Genomic DNA, 16,968 nt, shown 5'->3' on the forward strand with positions numbered 1-16,968 from the left:
GACAGGCTCGCTTCGACAGGCTCAGCAAACGGGTCCGTTCGCTGAGCCTGTCGAAGGGCAGGTATCTAACCGCGAGCGGTCTTGGTCTCGGCGTACTCGCCGAGTCGCCCGGTTCGCATAACGCGCTCGAGAAGAAGGTCGAAGTTACGCGCCATCTCCTGCGCGCCTTCGCCGGGCCACACATGCAGTGGCTTCGCGGCACCCTGCGCCTGCTGCAGAGACGTGCGCTCTGGTAGCTGTGGGCTCAGAACGAGCGGACCGAACATGTCGCGCAGCTCTTTGATGCGGAACTGGTGCTCGAGCGACTGCGACCGAACACGATTCACGATGATGCCTAGAGGCTGAAGTCGAGGGCTGAGACCACGACGGATCTCTTCAATGGCTCGAAGTGCGCGGTCTGCCGCTGCGACAGAGAAGAGTCCGGGCTCGGTGACCACACTGACTCGATCGCTGGCTGCCCACGCGGTTCGGGTGAGTGCGTTGAGCGAGGGGGCGCAGTCGATGAGCACGAGATCGTAGTCTGCCTCGACGGTGGCCAGTGCCTCCTCGAGCTTCCAGATGTCGCGGATGCTCGGGTGCGGACCGTCGAAGTTGAGCGCCGAGGGACTGCCGATCAGCACGTCGATCTTGCCGCCGCGATCCTTTGTCCAGCCGCTCGGGGCGATGGCCGCACGAACGACCTTCTCTTTGGGGCTGGCCAGAACATCGGCCACGTTGAGGTGACCGGCGACACGGATGTCCATGCCGGTCGAGACATCGGACTGGGGGTCAAGATCGACGACGAGGGTACGCAGGCCCTTTGCAAAAGCGGCCGAGGCGAGCCCGAGCGTCACCGTGGTCTTTCCCACTCCTCCCTTGAGGGAGCTGACGCTGAGTACATGCACGAACACCACGTTACCTTTACTAGGCTGAGACAACCTAACCGTGCGCTGTATGCGCACGTATTTGTGAAAGGCCCTCCCATGTTCTCCAAGATTCTCGTCGCCAACCGTGGAGAGATCGCCATCAGGGCATTCCGTGCGGCGTATGAGCTCGGTGCGAAGACCGTCGCCGTCTTTCCTTATGAAGACCGAAACAGCATGCATCGACTCAAGGCCGACGAGGCCTACCAGATCGGCGAGATCGGTCACCCGGTGCGTGCGTATCTCGACGTGAGCGAGATCATCCGCGTCGCCATCGAGAGCGGCGCCGACGCCATCTACCCCGGTTACGGTTTTCTCTCCGAGAATCCCGAACTCGCCGAGGCTGCCCGCGCATCGGGAATCACCTTCATCGGGCCCGGCTCGCACGTGCTCGAGATGGCCGGAAACAAGGTCACGGCGAAGGATCATGCGATCGCAGCCGGTGTGCCGGTACTCCGATCCACCCCTGCATCACGTGACCTCGACGTGCTCCTGGCTGGTGCTGCTGGGATCGGCTTCCCCCTTTTCGCCAAGGCTGTCGCCGGAGGCGGCGGTCGAGGGATGCGTAGGGTCGAGTCGCAAGGCGAGCTGAGAGAAGCCCTCGAGGCGGCGATGAGAGAGGCCGACAGCGCATTCGGCGACTCCACCATGTTCCTCGAGCAGGCTGTCCTTCGCCCGAGGCACATCGAGGTGCAGATCCTTGCGGATGCAACGGGGGAGACCCTGCACCTCTTCGAGCGAGACTGCTCCGTTCAACGGCGCAACCAGAAGGTCATCGAGATCGCGCCGGCACCGAACATCAGCGACGAGCTGCGTGAGGCGCTGCACCGAGATGCGATCGCCTTCGCTCGGTCGATCGGATACGTGAACGCCGGCACGGTCGAGTTCCTTGTCGACACCGTGGGGCAACGCGCGGGCGAGCATGTCTTCATCGAGATGAATCCGCGCATCCAGGTCGAACACACCGTCACCGAAGAGGTCACCGATGTCGACCTCGTTCAGTCGCAGATGCTCATCGCCGCAGGCGTCACCCTGGCCGAGATGGGCCTGTCGCAGGAGAAGATCGTGCTTCGCGGTGCCGCATTGCAGTGCCGCATCACAACCGAAGATCCGACCGCGGGGTTCCGGCCCGATACGGGCAAGATCACCACGTACCGATCGCCGGGAGGAGCTGGCATTCGGCTCGACGGCGGAACCATCAATCCGGGCGCGCAGATCAGTCCGCACTTCGACTCGATGCTGGCCAAGCTCACCTGTCGCGGCCGCGACTTCTCGGCCGCAGTGCGTCGCTCGAAACGAGCCCTAGCGGAATTCCGCATCCGCGGCGTTGCCACCAACATCCCGTTCCTGCAGGCCGTGCTCGAAGACCCGAGCTTCGCGGCGGGAGACCTGAGCACCTCGTTCATCGACGAACGCCCCGAACTGCTTCGAGGCCATGTCTCAAAAGACCGCGGAACCAAGATCCTCAACTGGCTCGCTGACGTAACCGTCAACCAGCCGAACGGCGCACGCCTGTCGAGCGTCAACCCCCTCGACAAGCTTCCGGCCATCGACCTCGATGCCCCCGCGCCGAGCGGTTCGAGGCAGCGACTCCTCGAGCTCGGTCCGCAGGGCTTTGCGAGCGCCCTTCGCGCCCAGGCCGCTCTCGCTGTGACCGAGACGACCTTCCGCGACGCGCACCAGTCTCTTCTGGCAACACGCGTACGCACCCGAGACCTGCTGGCGGTCGCGCCGTACGTTGCCCGCATGACCCCAGAACTCCTCTCTGTCGAGGCGTGGGGCGGCGCGACCTACGACGTCGCCCTGAGATTCCTGGGCGAAGATCCATGGGAGCGTCTCGCATCTCTGCGCGAGGCCGTTCCGAATGTCGCCCTGCAGATGCTGCTGCGCGGTCGCAACACCGTGGGGTACACGCCGTACCCGACCGAGGTCACCGATGCGTTCGTGCGTGAGGCTGCCAAGACGGGTGTCGACATCTTCCGCATCTTCGACGCGCTCAACGACGTCGACCAGATGCGTCCCGCTATCGACTCCGTGCTCGAGACCGGCCACGCGCTGGCCGAGGTGGCCGTCTGCTACACGGGTGACCTGCTCGACCCCGCCGAAGACCTCTACACCCTCGACTACTACCTGAGACTGGCCGAGCAGATCGTGTCATCGGGCGCACACGTGCTCGCGATCAAAGACATGGCGGGTCTGCTGCGTCCGGCTGCGGCAGAGAAGCTGGTCACGGCGTTCCGCGCCAACTTCGATCTGCCCGTGCACGTGCACACCCACGACACACCGGGCGGCCAGCTGGCGACGCTGCTTGCCGCGAGCCGGGCGGGTGCAGACGCCGTCGACGTGGCGAGCGCACCGATGGCCGGCACGACCAGCCAGCCGTCGGCATCCAGTCTTGTCGCTGCTCTCGCGCACACCGACCGCGACACCGGCATCTCGCTTCAGTCTGTGCTCGACCTCGAGCCCTACTGGGAAGCCGTGCGCACCGTCTATCGTCCGTTCGAGTCGGGTCTCGCCGGACCCACCGGGCGTGTGTACAGCCATGAGATTCCCGGGGGCCAGCTGTCGAACCTGCGCCAGCAGGCGATTGCGCTCGGCCTCGCGGATGACTTCGAGCGCATCGAAGACCTCTACGCGGCTGCAAACAAGATCCTCGGTCGAGTGCCCAAAGTGACGCCGTCGTCGAAGGTGGTCGGCGACCTCGCCCTGCACCTCGCCGCCGTCAAGGCCGACCCCAAGGACTTCGAAGAGAACCCCCAGAACTACGACATTCCCGACTCGGTGATCGGGTTCATGGCGGGGGAGCTCGGCGAACTGCCAGGTGGATGGCCGGAGCCGTTCCGCACCAAGGTCTTGGAGGGCCGCGAAGTCAAGATCGGGGTCACCCCGCTCGCGCCGGCCGACGCCGACACCCTGTCGGGCGACGACAGCATGGCTATCAGGTCAACCCTGAACAGGCTGCTGTTCGCCGGCCCGACGAAGACATTCGAGCAGGTGCGTGAGCAGTATGGCGACCTGTCGGTCGTCGACACTGTCGACTACCTCTACGGCCTTCGACAGGGCGTGGAGAACGTCGTCGAGATCGACAAGGGCGTCAAGCTCTACGTCGGTCTCGAGGCGATCGGTACAGCAGACGACAAGGGCATGCGCACGGTCATGACCATTCTGAACGGCCAGCTTCGTCCGGTGTTCGTCAGAGACCGCAGCATCACGGTCGACACGAAGGCTGCGGAGAAGGCCGACCCGTCGAAGCCGGGTCAGGTTGCGGCTCCGTTCTCGGGCGTCGTGACCTTGAAGGTGGCTGAGGGGTCGATCGTCGCTGCGGGAGAGTCGGTCGCAACCATCGAGGCCATGAAGATGGAGGCCGCCATCACGGCCCCGATTTCGGGCCGTGTGAGCCGCGTCGCCATCCCGGTGACCCAACAGGTCGAGGCCGGCGATCTGCTCGTCGTGGTGGCCGCCCAGTGAGCGTCCGCGAGATCCGCCTCTTCGGCGACCCTGTCTTGAAGACCGTTTCCGATCCTGTGGTGGTGATCGACGATCGCATCCGAGGGCTCGTTGAAGACCTGCTCGATAGCGTACGTCTGCCGGGTCGCGCCGGAGTCGCCGCGTCGCAGATCGGTGTCAATCTCCGCGCGTTCAGCTACAACGTCGACGGTCGGATCGGGTACATCCTGAATCCCGAGATCATCGAGCTGTCGGGGGAGCCGCAACTCGTCGATGAGGGATGCCTCTCCGTGCCCGGGCTCTGGTTTCCCACGCTCCGGCACCCGTTCGCACGGGCGACCGGCATCGACCTCGATGGCAACGCGATCGAGGTATCGGGAACCGGAGTGATGGCGCAAGCTCTGCAGCACGAGACCGATCACCTCGATGGCCTGCTCTACCTCGATCGGCTCGACAAGCCGGCACGACGCGAGGCCATGAAGCAGGTGCGAGAGTCTGACTGGTTCTAGGCTGCGGCAGGATCTGGTGCCGGGTGACCGGCCCCTGCTATGTCTATTGCGCTGACACTCTGAACCCGTGACGATGCGTCTGCGATGCCCCAGGACTCGAACAGGGGAGCCCACAGAGACTTGAGTCGGATCTCCAATTCATCGGCGTTCACCGTCGTTGATCCGCCCACCAGGCCGAACGTGGCGCTGAGGAGGAGTCCGACGGTTCGCTCGGGGAGCTCGTCGGGATTGCCGCCGGAGTCGCGCACAGCGATTTCGAGCTGCTGCCTCACGGTCGTCGCCCAGTCGAAATCGCGGGGCACGTCGATTCCCGCATCGAGAAGCTCGTGCAGCAACCTCGTCGCGCCCCCCGCAAGAGGGCAGGAACGGGCGTCGAGAGACGTCGTCAAAAGAAACGCGGTGAGTCGTTCGAGACCCGGCGGATGAGGCAGCCTCTCGTACAGGCTCGTCCACCGCAGCTGCTGCTGCTCGATCACCGCAGTGGCGAGGGCCAGTTTCGACGGGAACAGGTGGTATCCGATGGCGGATTTCGGCTTGCCCATCGCCTCGGCAACGCGCGAGAACGTTGTCGCCTCGTATCCATACGTGCCGAACTGTCGACCGGCGGCCTCGACGATGGCAGCCTTCGACGCTTCCATCGCTTGCACTCGTCGATTCATTGCCCTCCTCGACCCGCTGATCCGGCACTGTGCGAGAGGCACAATTATACGGAGGCCGATCGTCTGAGCTGCTCTATCGCGAGGCCGCGGCTTGTCGGGTCAGCCTGCGCAGAACGATGCCCAGGCCACCCGCACGGCCTTGCGCTCGAGCGAGTCCATTCCCGGATACGTTCGATCACGCTCGGTGTCGACGGCGTGCGAACAGCGCGAGTCGTTCGCCACGGCGGACGCATCACCGATCGCGGTCACGAGCGCGGTGTCGATGGAGTCGAGCTGAGGTCGGATGGCGGCGAGGTCGGGAGCGGTCGTCGGCGCCGCTTCGGGGTCGTGCTTCCACGTGGTGAAGAGACCCTTCTGAATCACCTTGCTAGCGCTGATCTGCGCACGAATCACGCGTTCCACCAGGGCGGGGTCCACGCCATCCTTCGTCGCGAGCGCGACCGCCTCGTCGACGACGGCCTGCTCCCGTGCGGCGTCTGTGATGGGTTTTCCGCTCAGCCACTTTGATTGGGCGACGGGGGTGGCGAGCGCGAGTCGTTGCGCGACGAGGGATCCGATCGGATCGAGTTCGCCCGCGCCATCCGTGTGAAGTTGTGCTGAGGCGCGTGTGACCGAGGACTGCTCGACTGCTGCGGACATGTCGGACGCGGTGGCGCTTTCCGTGGAGCCGATGATGCCCGTGAAAGCAACGCCGAGAATCACCGCGCCGGCGAGAGCGCGAGAGACGCCGCCGCGCCGAGAAGTCTGAAACTGCGTCGTGGTGCGGATGCGTGGCATGAATGTCTCCCTTGCTGATTGGTCGACTGCGTCGGCGGCGCGCCGCAACAGTTCGTCGGATGACGTCCGCCAGGGAGTGGGGCGGCACTGATCCGCTGTCCCTTTACCTAGACGATCGTCTAAGTAGATGATTCACGAGCGCGACGGTGCCCCGTGACCAACCCGGCAAGTTTTCAGTGAATCGGAAGCTGCTGGGGAGGCACGGCGACCGCGCATCAGCGGCGCTACAGAATGAGCGATTGGCCCTCGGTCGACGGCGCCGCCTGGTAGATACGCTCTACATCGTCGGCGAAGTCTTTCATGATCACGTGCCGCTTGATCGTGAGCTTCGGAGTCAAGTGACCCGAATTCTCGGTGAGATCGTTGCTCAGCACCACGAATTTGCGAATGGACTCAGCGCGTGAGACGGTGCTGTTCGCCTCGTCGACGGCACGCTGGATTTCGGCGAGCACGGCCGGGTTCTGGGCCGCCTCGGCGAGCGAAAGAGTGGACGGTTGGCCGTTGTTGCCGAGCCAGACTGGCAGCATCTCGGGATCGAGCGTGATCAGCGCCGAGATGAACGGCTTCTGATCGCCGACCACGATGACCTGCCCCACAAGAGGATTCGCGCGGATCGGGTCCTCGAGCACAGCGGGCGCGACGTTCTTGCCCGCAGCCGTCACGATGATCTCCTTCTTGCGTCCCGTGATGGTGAGGAAGCCGTCGGAGTCGAATGCCCCGATGTCGCCCGTCTTGAACCAGGTGCCGTCCATGGCCTCCCTGGTCGCTTCCTCGTTGTTCCAATACCCCGCGAACACGTTGATGCCGGAGACCTGGATCTCGCCGTCGTCGGCGATTCTCACTCCCACACCGGGAAGCGCGGGGCCGACCGTGCCGATCTTGAACTTCGAGACGAGGTTGACGGTCGCGGGCGCTGTCGTCTCTGTGAGCCCGTATCCCTCGAGGATCTTGATGCCCAGGCTGCGGTAGAAGTGGCCGAGGCGGTGGCCGAGTGGGGCGGACCCCGACACCGCGTACTGCACACGGCCGCCCATGGCCTGTCGGATCTTCGAGAGAACGAGACGGTCGAAGAGCGCGAACCTCAGTCGCAGTCCGAGGGGCACCTTTCCCGCGTCCAGAGCGACCGAGTGCTCGATCGCGGTGGCGGCGGCCTTGCGGAAGATCGTCCCCTTTCCACCAGTCTCGGCCTTCTGCTCCGATGAGTTGTAGACCTTCTCGAAGACACGGGGCACTGCGAGCAGGAACGTGGGGCGGAAGCTTGCGAGCGAGGTCAGCAGCTTCTTTGTGTCTGGCTGGTGCCCGACCTTGACGCCGGCGTGCACGCAGAGCACCGAGATGAATCGGGCGAAGATGTGCGCCGTCGTGATGAACAGCAGGGTGGATGCTCCGGGCTCAAGCATCTCCTTCATTGCGACCCCGGCGTTGCGGCTGAGTTCAACGAAGTTGGAGTGCGTGAGCATGCAGCCCTTCGGTCTGCCCGTTGTCCCCGATGTGTAGATGAGAGTCGCGAGGTCGCTTCCTGAAGCACTCGACCGTGCGGCCTCAAGAGCCTCGTCGCTCACATCGGCTCCAGACGCCACGATCTTGTCGAGGTCGCCGAGGTCGATCTGCCAGACCTGGTTGATCAGGGGCAGCTCTGGGTGCACCTCGTCGAATCTCGCGAAGTGATCCGCTGTCTCGAGGATCACGGCGACAGCGCCCGAGTCGCTCAAATTCCACTGAACCTGACTGGGAGACGACGTCTCGTAGATCGGCACGAGAATGGCCCCCGCGAACCACGTGGCGAAGTCGACCACGGTCCACTCATAGCGGGTCTTGCACATAAAGCCGATCTTGTCGCCCGGCTTGATGCCGCTGGCGATGAGCCCCTTCGCCGTCGCGCGCACCCGGTGCAGGAATTCGGCGACGGTGACCTCGCTCCACGCATCGTCTCCGTCGGGAACGGCGAAAAGCGGCGCGTCTGGCGTGGCGGATGCCCGAGCGAGCAGCAGGTCGGTGGCGTTCGCGTCGGGGTCAGCCTTCACAACGGCGGGTACAGAGAATTCTTCCACGTCAACTCCTTTGTCAACAGGTCAATGTGCTCGTCGGCGGGTGGGCCGATGCTCCGGCCAAATGGTGCTGCATGGTGCCGGATAACTACACTCTACTTGGCGCATTCGATCCTTTGTCGGAACGCGCATCGCAAGTGACGTCCTTGCCTCACCCGGCCGGCGACGTGGAAGGACACGGGTTTCATGCACGCCATCGGCATCGACATCGGCGGAACCAAGATCGCCGGAGCGCTGGTCGACGACCTCGGGCAGATCGTGCGATTCGACCGACGGCCCACCCAGGCCGTCGACATCCAGAACATCGAGGACTCGGTCGTCGCGATGATCATCGAGCTGGCTGACGGCTACGACGTCGCTGCGGTCGGTGTGGCCGCCGCCGGGTTCATCGACGCGGCGCAGTCGACCGTGTATTACGCCCCGAACATCAGCTATCGCAATGAGCCGTTCCGCGAGAAGCTCGAGCGGCGTGTGCCGTACCGCGTCATCATCGAGAATGACGCGAATGCCGCGGGGTGGGCGGAGTTCCGATACGGAGCCGGGCGGCTCGTGAGCGACATGTGCATGCTCACCATCGGCACGGGTGTCGGGGGCGCAATCGTCTCGACCGATCGTATGTTCCGCGGCGGCTTCGGTGCGGCCGCCGAACTCGGCCACATGCGTGTCGTTCCCGATGGGCTGCCGTGCGGTTGTGGGGCACGCGGATGCATCGAGCAATACGGCTCGGGCCGAGCGCTGCTGCGCTATTCGAACGAATTGGCGGATGCCGGCGGCATCGGCATCGGGTTGGCTGCCGCGCGGGCTCGCGTGGGCGTGCTCACGGGACACGAGGTGAGCGAGCTCATCCAGGCTGGAGACCCGGGGGCACTCGCTGCCCTGCGTGAACTCGGCCATTGGATCGGACAGGCGAGCGCCAGCCTTGCAGCGGTGCTCGATCCACAGCTTTTTGTGATCGGTGGGGGAGTCGCCCAGGCGGGAGACCTGCTGCTCGACCCCATCCGGCAGTCTTTTCTCGACAATCTGCCCGCCCGCGGCTATCACCCCGAACCGGAGTTCAGGATCGCCGAACTCGTCAACGACGCGGGGGTCGTCGGCGCCGCCGATCTCGCACGTCTCTACGCCGCGCAGATCTGAGCTGAAGGCACACGATGTTCTACTGGATCATGAAGAACCTGATCGCCGGACCGATCGTGCTCACGGTGTTCCGCCCATGGATCCGCGGACTCGAGAACGTGCCCCGCTCGGGCGGCGCCATCCTGGCGAGCAACCATCTGTCGTTCATCGATTCCGTGATCCTTCCACTTGTCCTCTCGCGCCGGGTATCCTTCCTCGCCAAGAGCGATTACTTCACCGGCAAGGGCATCAAGGGTGCACTCGTGCGAGGGTTCTTTCTCGCAACCGGGCAGCTGCCGATCGATCGCTCCGGCGGCAAGGCATCGGAGGCGTCGCTGAACACAGGGCTCGGCGTGCTGGGACGGGGCGACCTTCTCGGCATCTACCCTGAGGGCACGCGGAGTCCCGACGCCAAGATGTACCGGGGACGCACCGGTGTCGCGAGGATGGTTCTCGAGGCCGGCGTTCCCGTCATCCCCGTGGCGATGATCGACACTCACAAGGTCATGGCCATCGGAACGAAGGTGCCGAAGATCAGGAGAGTTGGCGTCATCATCGGTGAGCCGCTAGATTTCTCTAGGTTCGAGGGGTTGGAATCCGACCGATTCATTCTTCGAAGCGTCACCGACGAGATCATGTACGAACTGCAGCGGCTCTCGGGCCAGGAATACGCAGACGTCTACGCGACTTCGGTAAAGGAGAAACGGACGAACGTCGTCCGTTGACGCGGCCGGCCCTCAGGGCGCATGGTTCGCACACCCGAGTAGAAACAGATACGGAAACCCTCACGTGGTAGATCCAACCGAACAGGTCGTTCAAGCAGATGAATCTGTGATCGCCGGGTTGGACTATTGGCGAGGACTTCCGGTCAAGCAGCAGCCGACCTGGCCAGACAGCGTGGCCGTCGAATCGGCATCGGCCGAGATCGCCGGCCTGCCCCCTCTCGTCTTCGCGGGCGAGGTCGACAATCTGCGCGACAGACTGGCCGTGGCCGCTCGAGGAGAGGCCTTCCTTCTCCAGGGGGGCGACTGCGCCGAGACCTTCTCCGGCGCAACGGCCGAGCAGATCCGTAATCGTGTCAAGACCGTTCTGCAGATGGCCGTGGTGCTCACCTACGGCGCCTCGATGCCCGTCATCAAGATGGGACGCATGGCGGGGCAGTTCGCGAAGCCTCGGTCGAGTGATACCGAGACACGCGGATCCGTCACCCTGCCCGCCTACCGGGGCGACATCGTCAACGGCTACGACTTCACACCCGAGTCCCGCGAGGCGGACCCTCGTCGACTCGTGCAGGGTTACCACACAGCGGCGTCGACCCTCAATCTGATCCGCGCATTCACCCAGGGCGGCTTCGCCGACCTCAGGCAGGTGCACGACTGGAACAAGGGCTTCACGTCGAACCCGGCCAACGTCAGATACGAGCACCTCGCTCGCGAGATAGACCGCGCCGTCAAGTTCATGATCGCGTGCGGGGCGGACTTCGAGGCGCTCAAGCGTACGGAGTTCTTCGTGAGCCACGAGGCTCTGCTCTTCGATTACGAGCGCCCGATGACCCGCATCGACTCGCGCACGGGAACCCCGTACAACACGTCGAGCCATTTCTTGTGGATCGGGGAGCGCACCCGTGACCTCGACGGTGCCCACGTCGACTTCCTCAGTCGCGTGCGCAACCCGATCGGGGTCAAGCTCGGTCCCAGCACCACGGGCGACGACATGCTGCGTCTCATCGACAAGCTCGACCCGAATCGCGAGCCCGGTCGTCTCACCTTCATCACCCGTATGGGCGCCGGCAAGATCCGCGACGCCTTGCCTCCTCTGCTCGAGACGATCAAGTCGGCGGACGCCACTCCTCTGTGGGTGACAGATCCGATGCACGGCAACGGATTGACTACTCCGACGGGATACAAGACGCGTCGTTTCGACGATGTGGTCGACGAGGTCAAGGGCTTCTTCGAGGCGCACCGCGCGGCGGGCACCCACCCGGGAGGAATCCACGTGGAGCTCACGGGCGACGACGTCACCGAGTGCCTCGGCGGCTCGGAGCACATCGACGAGGCAGATCTGGCGACGCGGTACGAATCACTGTGCGACCCCCGCCTCAATCACATGCAGTCTCTCGAACTCGCGTTCCTCGTGGCCGAGGAGCTCGGCGAGGTTCGCAAGGCCTAGCGTCCGCCGATAGATTCAGGCGCGCTCGGCCTCGGATGCCTTACACATCCGAGGCCGAGCGCTTCGCTTTTCGAGGGGCGGTGCCGGGAGGCGGCACGGTGCCTAGAAGCTGACGCTGACGGTGAGCTTGGAGCCGCGCGGGACGCTCGTTCCGGCCGCCGGATTCGTCGCTGTGACCGTGACGAGCGCGGGCACGATGTCGGCGCCGGCGGGGTAGCTGAGGTCGAAACCGGCCGCAACCAGAATCGACTTGGCGTCGATCCAGGTCTTGCCGACGACATCCGGAACAGTGACCGGTTCGGGGCCGCGCGAGATCTGAAGCGACATCGTGTCACCAGGATGGACGGTGTCAGCAGGCGCGATCGCCTGGATCACCCTGCCTTCTTTGATCGAATCGCTGTAGACCTGTTCGCCGGCAGCGGCAGACAAGCCGACAGACTGCAGCGTGGCCGTGGCGTCGTCGACCGTCTTGTCGGAGACATCTGGGACGGGGCCGGCAGAGACCAGCAGGGAGACAGGTTGAGCCTCACTGTAGAGGACTCCTTCGGTCGACCCGTTGCTGGCGAGGCTCGCGCCCTCGGCGTTGTAGGCATCGAGCACGATCCCCGCTGCAGCATCGCTGGAGAACACCTGCGATTCGCTGCCGAGAGTGAACTTCGCGTTTTCGATCGCCTGCTGCGCCGAGGCCTTGTCTGCGCCGATCAGCTGGGGGAGTGGCAATTGCGCCGGCCCTGTCGACACGAGGAGATTGACGGCGGAGTCGCGTGCGACGTGAGTGCCGGATGACGGATCTGTTCCGATTACGGTGCCCGCGGGTACAGTCACGCTCGATTGATCTGCCCGGGTGACTACGACGCCGAGTTCTTCGAGAGCTGCCTGTGCGGCGTCTGGCGCCTGCCCGGCGACCTCGGGGATGGTCAGCTGGGCCCCTGGTCCGATGCCGAAGTACCACCCGGTGCCACCGGCCAGCGCGACGAGAAGGATGATGACGCCGGCAAGCCAGAACCCTCGTCGTCGACGAACTGCGGCTGAGGTTTTGAGACGCTCGGCCGGCGCTGCAACTGCAGAGGTGTGAGCGGCGGTCGCCTGGGGTGTTCTCTGTGGCGCCGGTGCGCGTGTCGGAGCGGTCAGCGCCGAGGTCAGGCCGGTCTTCTGAAACGCCTGGGTCTGCGCCGATGCGATGTCGGGGCTGAGTGCCGCGGGCATCACGACAGTGCGCTGGATGCCGGTTGTCGCTGCCTGGGTGGCCGTCATGCTCTGCTCGGTGAGTCGCAGCTGTTCGAGCATGGCCCGGCCGTCTGTCGGACGGTCGACCGGGTCTTTCGCCGTCGCCCACAGCACGAGCTCGTCGAGATCGCGCGGCACTGATGGATTCACCGCGCTCGGGCGTGGCACCTGGTCGTTGGCGTGCTGGAACGCGATCTGCATGGGCTGGTCGCCGACGAAAGGCTGTGCGCCCGTGAGCATCTCGTACATCATGATGCCGGCGGCGTAGATGTCGCTTCGGGCGTCGGCCGTGCCGCGCGTCAAGAGTTCGGGGGAGAGGTAGGCGATGGTTCCGAGCAGCGCCTGACCGGTGGCCGTGTTCGCCGACGTCGCTCGCGACAGCCCGAAGTCGCCGATCTTGATGCGTCCGTCATCGGCGAGCAGCACGTTCTCCGGTTTGAGGTCGCGGTGCACGATGCCCGCCTTGTGCGCCGCAGCCAGGCCGCCGAGCACGGCGTCCATGATGTCGAGTGTCTGCTCGGTCGTGAGGGTTCCGTAGTCTTTGAGCAGGTCGCGCAGGGTCATGCCCGGCAGGTATTCCATGACGAGGTACGCCATGTCCGAGTCCTGGCCCTGATCGAAGACGTTGACGACATTGGGGTGCGCGAGACGCGCTGCGGAGCGGGCCTCCTGCACGAAGCGTTCTTTGAAATTCGACTCGTCGGCGAGGTGTCCGTGCATGATCTTGATGGCGACACGACGCTCGAGTCGGAGATCGGTGGCCAGGTAGACAGTGGCCATTCCACCACGCGCGATCCGCGACCGCACCTGATACCGACCGTCGATGAGACGTCCGATCATAGGGTCAGTGGGCGCGGTGGTCACGAATGAAGTTTAGAGAGCAGTGACCGAGGAAGTCGGGATAGACACCACGAAGATCGAGACGCGCCGCGCCTCACCCGCCGCGTTCAGCCGGCGCGCCTGTCTAATCTGTCGGCAGTCTCGGCCGCGGGCCATTCGAGATCGTCGGGGATCGGGTCGAGCCGAAGCATCTGCCCCGGAAAAATGGGAGTTTTCCAACTCAGACCGTTCTGGGCCAGTACATGGGCGGTCGGAAGGCCGTGACGGATGGCGATCTCGCTGACGGTGTCGCCCAATTCGACGCGGTACAGCGCCACATCCGATTTTGCGCCGTCTACCGGAGCCCGGTTTCGTCTGCGCTTCGACGAAGCCGCGAGCTTCGACGCCACGATTCCCACCAGAACGAAGGGGAGAGCGGCCAGCGCGATCAGGGAACGAGATTGGTGGGGCCGCGCTCGTCGGCCTGCGCGGCTCGGCGACCTGGTCATAGCGGCCGTGCACCTCGCAATTCTCGTTTCACCCGTGCGACAACAGTTCCACGGATGCCGGTGCTCGTCAACGCCTCGACGTCACCGCGGACCCGGTGCGGATAACGATGCGATATCGGTGGCGGGGTGCCAGGCGCGGCCCTGATCGTGGCAGGCTTGGCATGTGAGTGAAAACACCCCCGCTAGAACCTGGTTGACCATCCCCGACGTTGCCGAGATGCTCGGATCCACACCGGGTCGAGTTCGCAAGATGATCGAGGAGCATTCCCTGCTCGCGATTCGTCGAGACAAGGTTCTCGTCGTGCCCGATGTCTTCATCCGCGACGGTGAGCCTCTTCCTGAGCTGAAGGGCACCGTCATCGTGCTCTTCGACTCGGGCTTCGCCACTGAGGAAGCGATGCAGTGGCTGCTCGACGAAGAGGAATCGCTCGGGGTCGCTCCGATCGATGCATTGCTCGCCGGCCGAAAGGCCGAGGTTCGCCGCGTGGCCCAGGCGCTCGCCTGACCAGGTGACTGCTTAGAACGAGCGCTTTGTGAGGAGCTGGGCGAGCTCCTCTAGCTCCGCCACGGCGTGGGGATCGAGATCCGCGGCGTGCAGTGCATTGAGTGCGTCGGCGGTGTACGACGATATCGACCGCTCAGTGCTCTCGAGTGCGCCGCTGAATTCGATCTGCCTCTGCAGATCGGCTACGGCGGCGGCGTCGAGGTCGCCGCGACCGAGTGCATCATCGAACGCTCCCCGTTGGGAGTGAGGCATACCCTGGCGCGCAAGCGCCACCAGAACGGTGCGCTTGCCTTCGCGCAGATCGTCGCCCGCCGGCTTACCGGTGATGGTCGCGTCGCCGAACACTCCCAGCACATCGTCTCGCAGCTGAAAGGCGAGTCCGAGCGGCAGTCCGAACCGACGCAGCGAATCGACCTGCGCGGCGGAGGCGCCGCCGATGAGGGCGCCCAGAGCGAGTGGAGCCTCGACGCTGTACTTGGCCGACTTGAAGGTCATCACGCGTTCCGCCCGACGGATCGTGTCGGCGTCGGGCACGGTGGGCCAGGCGTTCTCTTCGAGGATGTCGAGATACTGGCCGACAGTGACCTCGGTGCGCATGCGGTTGAACTCCGCTCGTGTCGACCGGGCGTTGTCTTGATCGGGCAGCAGAGCCAGTGCCGCATCGACGAGCTCGTCGCTCCAGCCGAGAAGGAGGTCGCCGTGAAGAATGGCGCTGGCACGGCCGAACGCACCCGCGGCGCCGGCGAAGTGCTCATCACGATGCAGCGCGGCGAATCGAATGTGGGCGGCGGGCATGCCCCGGCGCGTGTCTGAGTTGTCGATGATGTCGTCGTGCACCAACGCTGCAGCATGAAAGATCTCGAGCGCAGCCGCGAGGGTGATCACGGCCCGTTCTTCCGCAGAATGAGCCCCCGAAGACGTTGCCTGCCATCCGGCGATGCAGAACCTGGCCCGGAACCGTTTGCCGCCGCTGAGAAGATCCCGGGAGAAGTCGGTGAACGAGGACAGTTCGTCTGCCACAGCGACGAGAATAGGTTCACGAGACGCGAGAAATTCAGCGATTTCGGTGTCGACCTGGCCTACCAGGTGCGTGCTTTGTGTCACGTACCTAGCCTAGCCAGATGCTGGGCACTACAATCGCTTCAAGTACGACGCGTGTGACAGAGCCTGAGGTGAATAGGATGCCGCTTTCCGAGCAGGAGCAGAAGCTTCTAGATGAGATGGAGCGCAGTCTCTATCACAACGATGCCGATTTCGTTTCGGCGGTCAACGCCACTAGAGGAAGACTCAACTACGGGGCTCTCGTTCTCGGCATTCTTCTCGCCGTTGCCGGACTCGTCGTAGTCATCGTCGGTGTCATCACGCACCTCCTCATCGTCGGCCTCGTCGGTTTCGTCGGAATGTTCGCGGGGGTTCTTCTGGCCCTTCGTCCTTCGTCGTCGCCTGCGCGTCCGGCTTCGGGCCCGCGTACCGGATCATCGGCCAGCGCCGCCGCATCCAAGACCAATCTGATGGACAAGCTCAACGATCGTTGGGACAAGCGCCAGGATCGCGAGGAGTAGGCCAGGCGCCCACTCCCTCCACCCACCTCCACTTCAGGGGTCGACCTTCGGGTCGGCCCCTTTTTTTTGCGTTTAGTGGCCTGTATTCATCGCTGATACGAAATATCCCTCCATTTCCCTCCACCAACAAGATCGCCGAAATCTAGACGATTTGAGAGGAGAAAAATAAACACGCGTCCGCAATATCGTTGTTTGGTGGTGCGAAGTGGAGTAATGTGGAGGAATACCCAGCACCTGGCCGGATTCGAGGGGGAGAAAGGACGATGTTCCTTGGCACGTACGCTCCCAAACTCGACGACAAAGGCCGAATCATCCTTCCGGCGAAATTCCGAGACGAACTCGAAGGCGGAGTCGTGCTGACGCGTGGTCAGGAGCACTGCGTCTACGTGTTCAGCTCGTCTGAGTTCGAAGAGCTCCACAACAAGATTCGGCAGGCTCCTGTCACCAGCAAGCAGGCCCGCGACTACATGCGCGTCTTCCTCTCCGGTGCCGATGCATCCGTGCCCGACAAGCAGAACCGCGTCAGCATTCCTGCCCACCTGCGCAGCTACGCCGGACTCGAACGCGAACTGGTCGTCATTGGCGCCGGATCGCGCGCCGAGATCTGGGACGCCGAAGCCTGGAACACCTATCTGGCCGCCCAGGAGGCCGCGTTCTCCGAGACCGACGAGGAGGTGATTCCCGGCCTCTTCTGATCGTTCCGCGTGACTCCCAGCCGTTCC

15 protein-coding genes are annotated in these 16,968 nt (G+C 64.2%); 8 read left to right on the forward strand and 7 right to left on the reverse strand.

Annotated features, from left to right (window positions below):
• Positions 1 to 65: 65 nt before the first annotated feature.
• On the reverse strand, positions 66 to 884 hold the full coding sequence (locus TZ00_RS15920) for a ParA family protein (RefSeq protein ID WP_044443444.1): 819 nt from the start codon (positions 882 to 884) through the stop codon (positions 66 to 68).
• 78 nt (positions 885 to 962) lie between these two features.
• On the opposite strand from TZ00_RS15920, the gene TZ00_RS15925 reads away from it, so the two are divergent.
• Together TZ00_RS15925 and TZ00_RS15930 are read left to right on the forward strand one after the other, a co-directional pair.
• On the forward strand, positions 963 to 4,370 hold the full coding sequence (locus tag TZ00_RS15925) for a pyruvate carboxylase (protein ID WP_044443199.1): 3,408 nt from the start codon (positions 963 to 965) through the stop codon (positions 4,368 to 4,370).
• Positions 4,367 to 4,858 (forward strand): peptide deformylase, encoded by a 492-nt coding sequence (locus TZ00_RS15930; protein ID WP_044443201.1) that lies wholly within the window; start codon positions 4,367 to 4,369, stop codon positions 4,856 to 4,858. The genes TZ00_RS15925 and TZ00_RS15930 overlap by 4 nt, the downstream gene beginning before the upstream one ends.
• Here TZ00_RS15930 and TZ00_RS15935 read toward each other — a convergent pair.
• From TZ00_RS15935 to TZ00_RS15945, 3 genes are all read right to left on the reverse strand, one after another.
• Positions 4,855 to 5,517 carry a helix-turn-helix domain-containing protein gene (locus TZ00_RS15935; protein ID WP_084606220.1) on the reverse strand — a complete coding sequence of 221 codons (663 nt, stop codon included), beginning with the start codon at positions 5,515 to 5,517 and terminating at the stop codon, positions 4,855 to 4,857. The genes TZ00_RS15930 and TZ00_RS15935 overlap by 4 nt on opposite strands.
• A 99-nt stretch (positions 5,518 to 5,616) precedes the next feature.
• The gene (gene aroQ / locus TZ00_RS15940; RefSeq protein WP_052521644.1) at positions 5,617 to 6,294 is read right to left on the reverse strand and encodes a gamma subclass chorismate mutase AroQ; all 678 of its coding nucleotides are present in this window, start codon (positions 6,292 to 6,294) and stop codon (positions 5,617 to 5,619) included.
• Positions 6,295 to 6,518: 224 nt separating this feature from the next.
• Positions 6,519 to 8,345 carry an AMP-dependent synthetase/ligase gene (locus tag TZ00_RS15945; RefSeq protein WP_044443202.1) on the reverse strand — a complete coding sequence of 609 codons (1,827 nt, stop codon included), beginning with the start codon at positions 8,343 to 8,345 and terminating at the stop codon, positions 6,519 to 6,521.
• 183 nt (positions 8,346 to 8,528) lie between these two features.
• Here TZ00_RS15945 and TZ00_RS15950 point away from each other — a divergent pair, with 183 nt between their 5' ends.
• From TZ00_RS15950 to TZ00_RS15960, 3 genes are all read left to right on the forward strand, one after another.
• Positions 8,529 to 9,476, forward strand: coding sequence for an ROK family glucokinase (locus tag TZ00_RS15950; protein ID WP_044443204.1), 948 nt, complete (start codon positions 8,529 to 8,531; stop codon positions 9,474 to 9,476).
• A 14-nt stretch (positions 9,477 to 9,490) separates the two neighbouring features.
• The gene (locus TZ00_RS15955) at positions 9,491 to 10,180 is read left to right on the forward strand and encodes a lysophospholipid acyltransferase family protein (protein WP_044443206.1); all 690 of its coding nucleotides are present in this window, start codon (positions 9,491 to 9,493) and stop codon (positions 10,178 to 10,180) included.
• Positions 10,181 to 10,244: 64 nt separating this feature from the next.
• Entirely contained in the window at positions 10,245 to 11,624 is a 1,380-nt protein-coding gene (locus TZ00_RS15960; RefSeq protein ID WP_044443208.1) for a class II 3-deoxy-7-phosphoheptulonate synthase, read from the forward strand.
• 102 nt (positions 11,625 to 11,726) lie between these two features.
• Here the strand turns inward: TZ00_RS15960 and pknB are convergent, their stop codons facing one another.
• Positions 11,727 to 13,715, reverse strand: coding sequence for a Stk1 family PASTA domain-containing Ser/Thr kinase (pknB, locus tag TZ00_RS15965; RefSeq protein WP_044443209.1), 1,989 nt, complete (start codon positions 13,713 to 13,715; stop codon positions 11,727 to 11,729).
• A gap of 83 nt (positions 13,716 to 13,798) precedes the next feature.
• On the reverse strand, positions 13,799 to 14,179 hold the full coding sequence (locus TZ00_RS20650) for a LysM peptidoglycan-binding domain-containing protein (protein WP_044443210.1): 381 nt from the start codon (positions 14,177 to 14,179) through the stop codon (positions 13,799 to 13,801).
• A gap of 163 nt (positions 14,180 to 14,342) precedes the next feature.
• On the opposite strand from TZ00_RS20650, the gene TZ00_RS15975 reads away from it, so the two are divergent.
• Positions 14,343 to 14,684: an Rv2175c family DNA-binding protein gene (locus TZ00_RS15975; protein WP_338010800.1), complete on the forward strand. Its 342-nt coding sequence runs from the start codon at positions 14,343 to 14,345 to the stop codon at positions 14,682 to 14,684.
• A 12-nt stretch (positions 14,685 to 14,696) separates the two neighbouring features.
• Here the strand turns inward: TZ00_RS15975 and TZ00_RS15980 are convergent, their stop codons facing one another.
• Positions 14,697 to 15,788: a polyprenyl synthetase family protein gene (locus tag TZ00_RS15980; protein ID WP_044443211.1), complete on the reverse strand. Its 1,092-nt coding sequence runs from the start codon at positions 15,786 to 15,788 to the stop codon at positions 14,697 to 14,699.
• 77 nt (positions 15,789 to 15,865) lie between these two features.
• Between TZ00_RS15980 and TZ00_RS15985 the strand changes: the two genes are divergently transcribed.
• A complete protein-coding gene (locus TZ00_RS15985; RefSeq protein ID WP_044443212.1) occupies positions 15,866 to 16,246 on the forward strand; it encodes a DUF3040 domain-containing protein in 381 nt (126 codons plus the stop codon).
• Between the two features lie 263 nt (positions 16,247 to 16,509).
• The gene (mraZ, locus tag TZ00_RS15990) at positions 16,510 to 16,941 is read left to right on the forward strand and encodes a division/cell wall cluster transcriptional repressor MraZ (RefSeq protein ID WP_044443213.1); all 432 of its coding nucleotides are present in this window, start codon (positions 16,510 to 16,512) and stop codon (positions 16,939 to 16,941) included.
• Positions 16,942 to 16,968: the final 27 nt, after the last annotated feature.

Source organism: Agreia bicolorata (assembly GCF_000938265.1).
GTDB lineage: Bacteria > Actinomycetota > Actinomycetes > Actinomycetales > Microbacteriaceae > Agreia > Agreia bicolorata.

Coding starts and splice junctions, on each gene's coding strand:
- TZ00_RS15985 (WP_044443212.1), top strand. CDS start 15,866: ATGCCGCTTTCCGAGCAGGAGCAGAAGCTTCTAGATGAGATGGAGCGC.
- mraZ (WP_044443213.1), top strand. CDS start 16,510: ATGTTCCTTGGCACGTACGCTCCCAAACTCGACGACAAAGGCCGAATC.
- TZ00_RS15950 (WP_044443204.1), top strand. CDS start 8,529: ATGCACGCCATCGGCATCGACATCGGCGGAACCAAGATCGCCGGAGCG.
- aroQ (WP_052521644.1), bottom strand. CDS start 6,294: ATGCCACGCATCCGCACCACGACGCAGTTTCAGACTTCTCGGCGCGGC.
- TZ00_RS20650 (WP_044443210.1), bottom strand. CDS start 14,179: ATGACCAGGTCGCCGAGCCGCGCAGGCCGACGAGCGCGGCCCCACCAA.
- TZ00_RS15925 (WP_044443199.1), top strand. CDS start 963: ATGTTCTCCAAGATTCTCGTCGCCAACCGTGGAGAGATCGCCATCAGG.
- TZ00_RS15935 (WP_084606220.1), bottom strand. CDS start 5,517: ATGAATCGACGAGTGCAAGCGATGGAAGCGTCGAAGGCTGCCATCGTC.
- TZ00_RS15955 (WP_044443206.1), top strand. CDS start 9,491: ATGTTCTACTGGATCATGAAGAACCTGATCGCCGGACCGATCGTGCTC.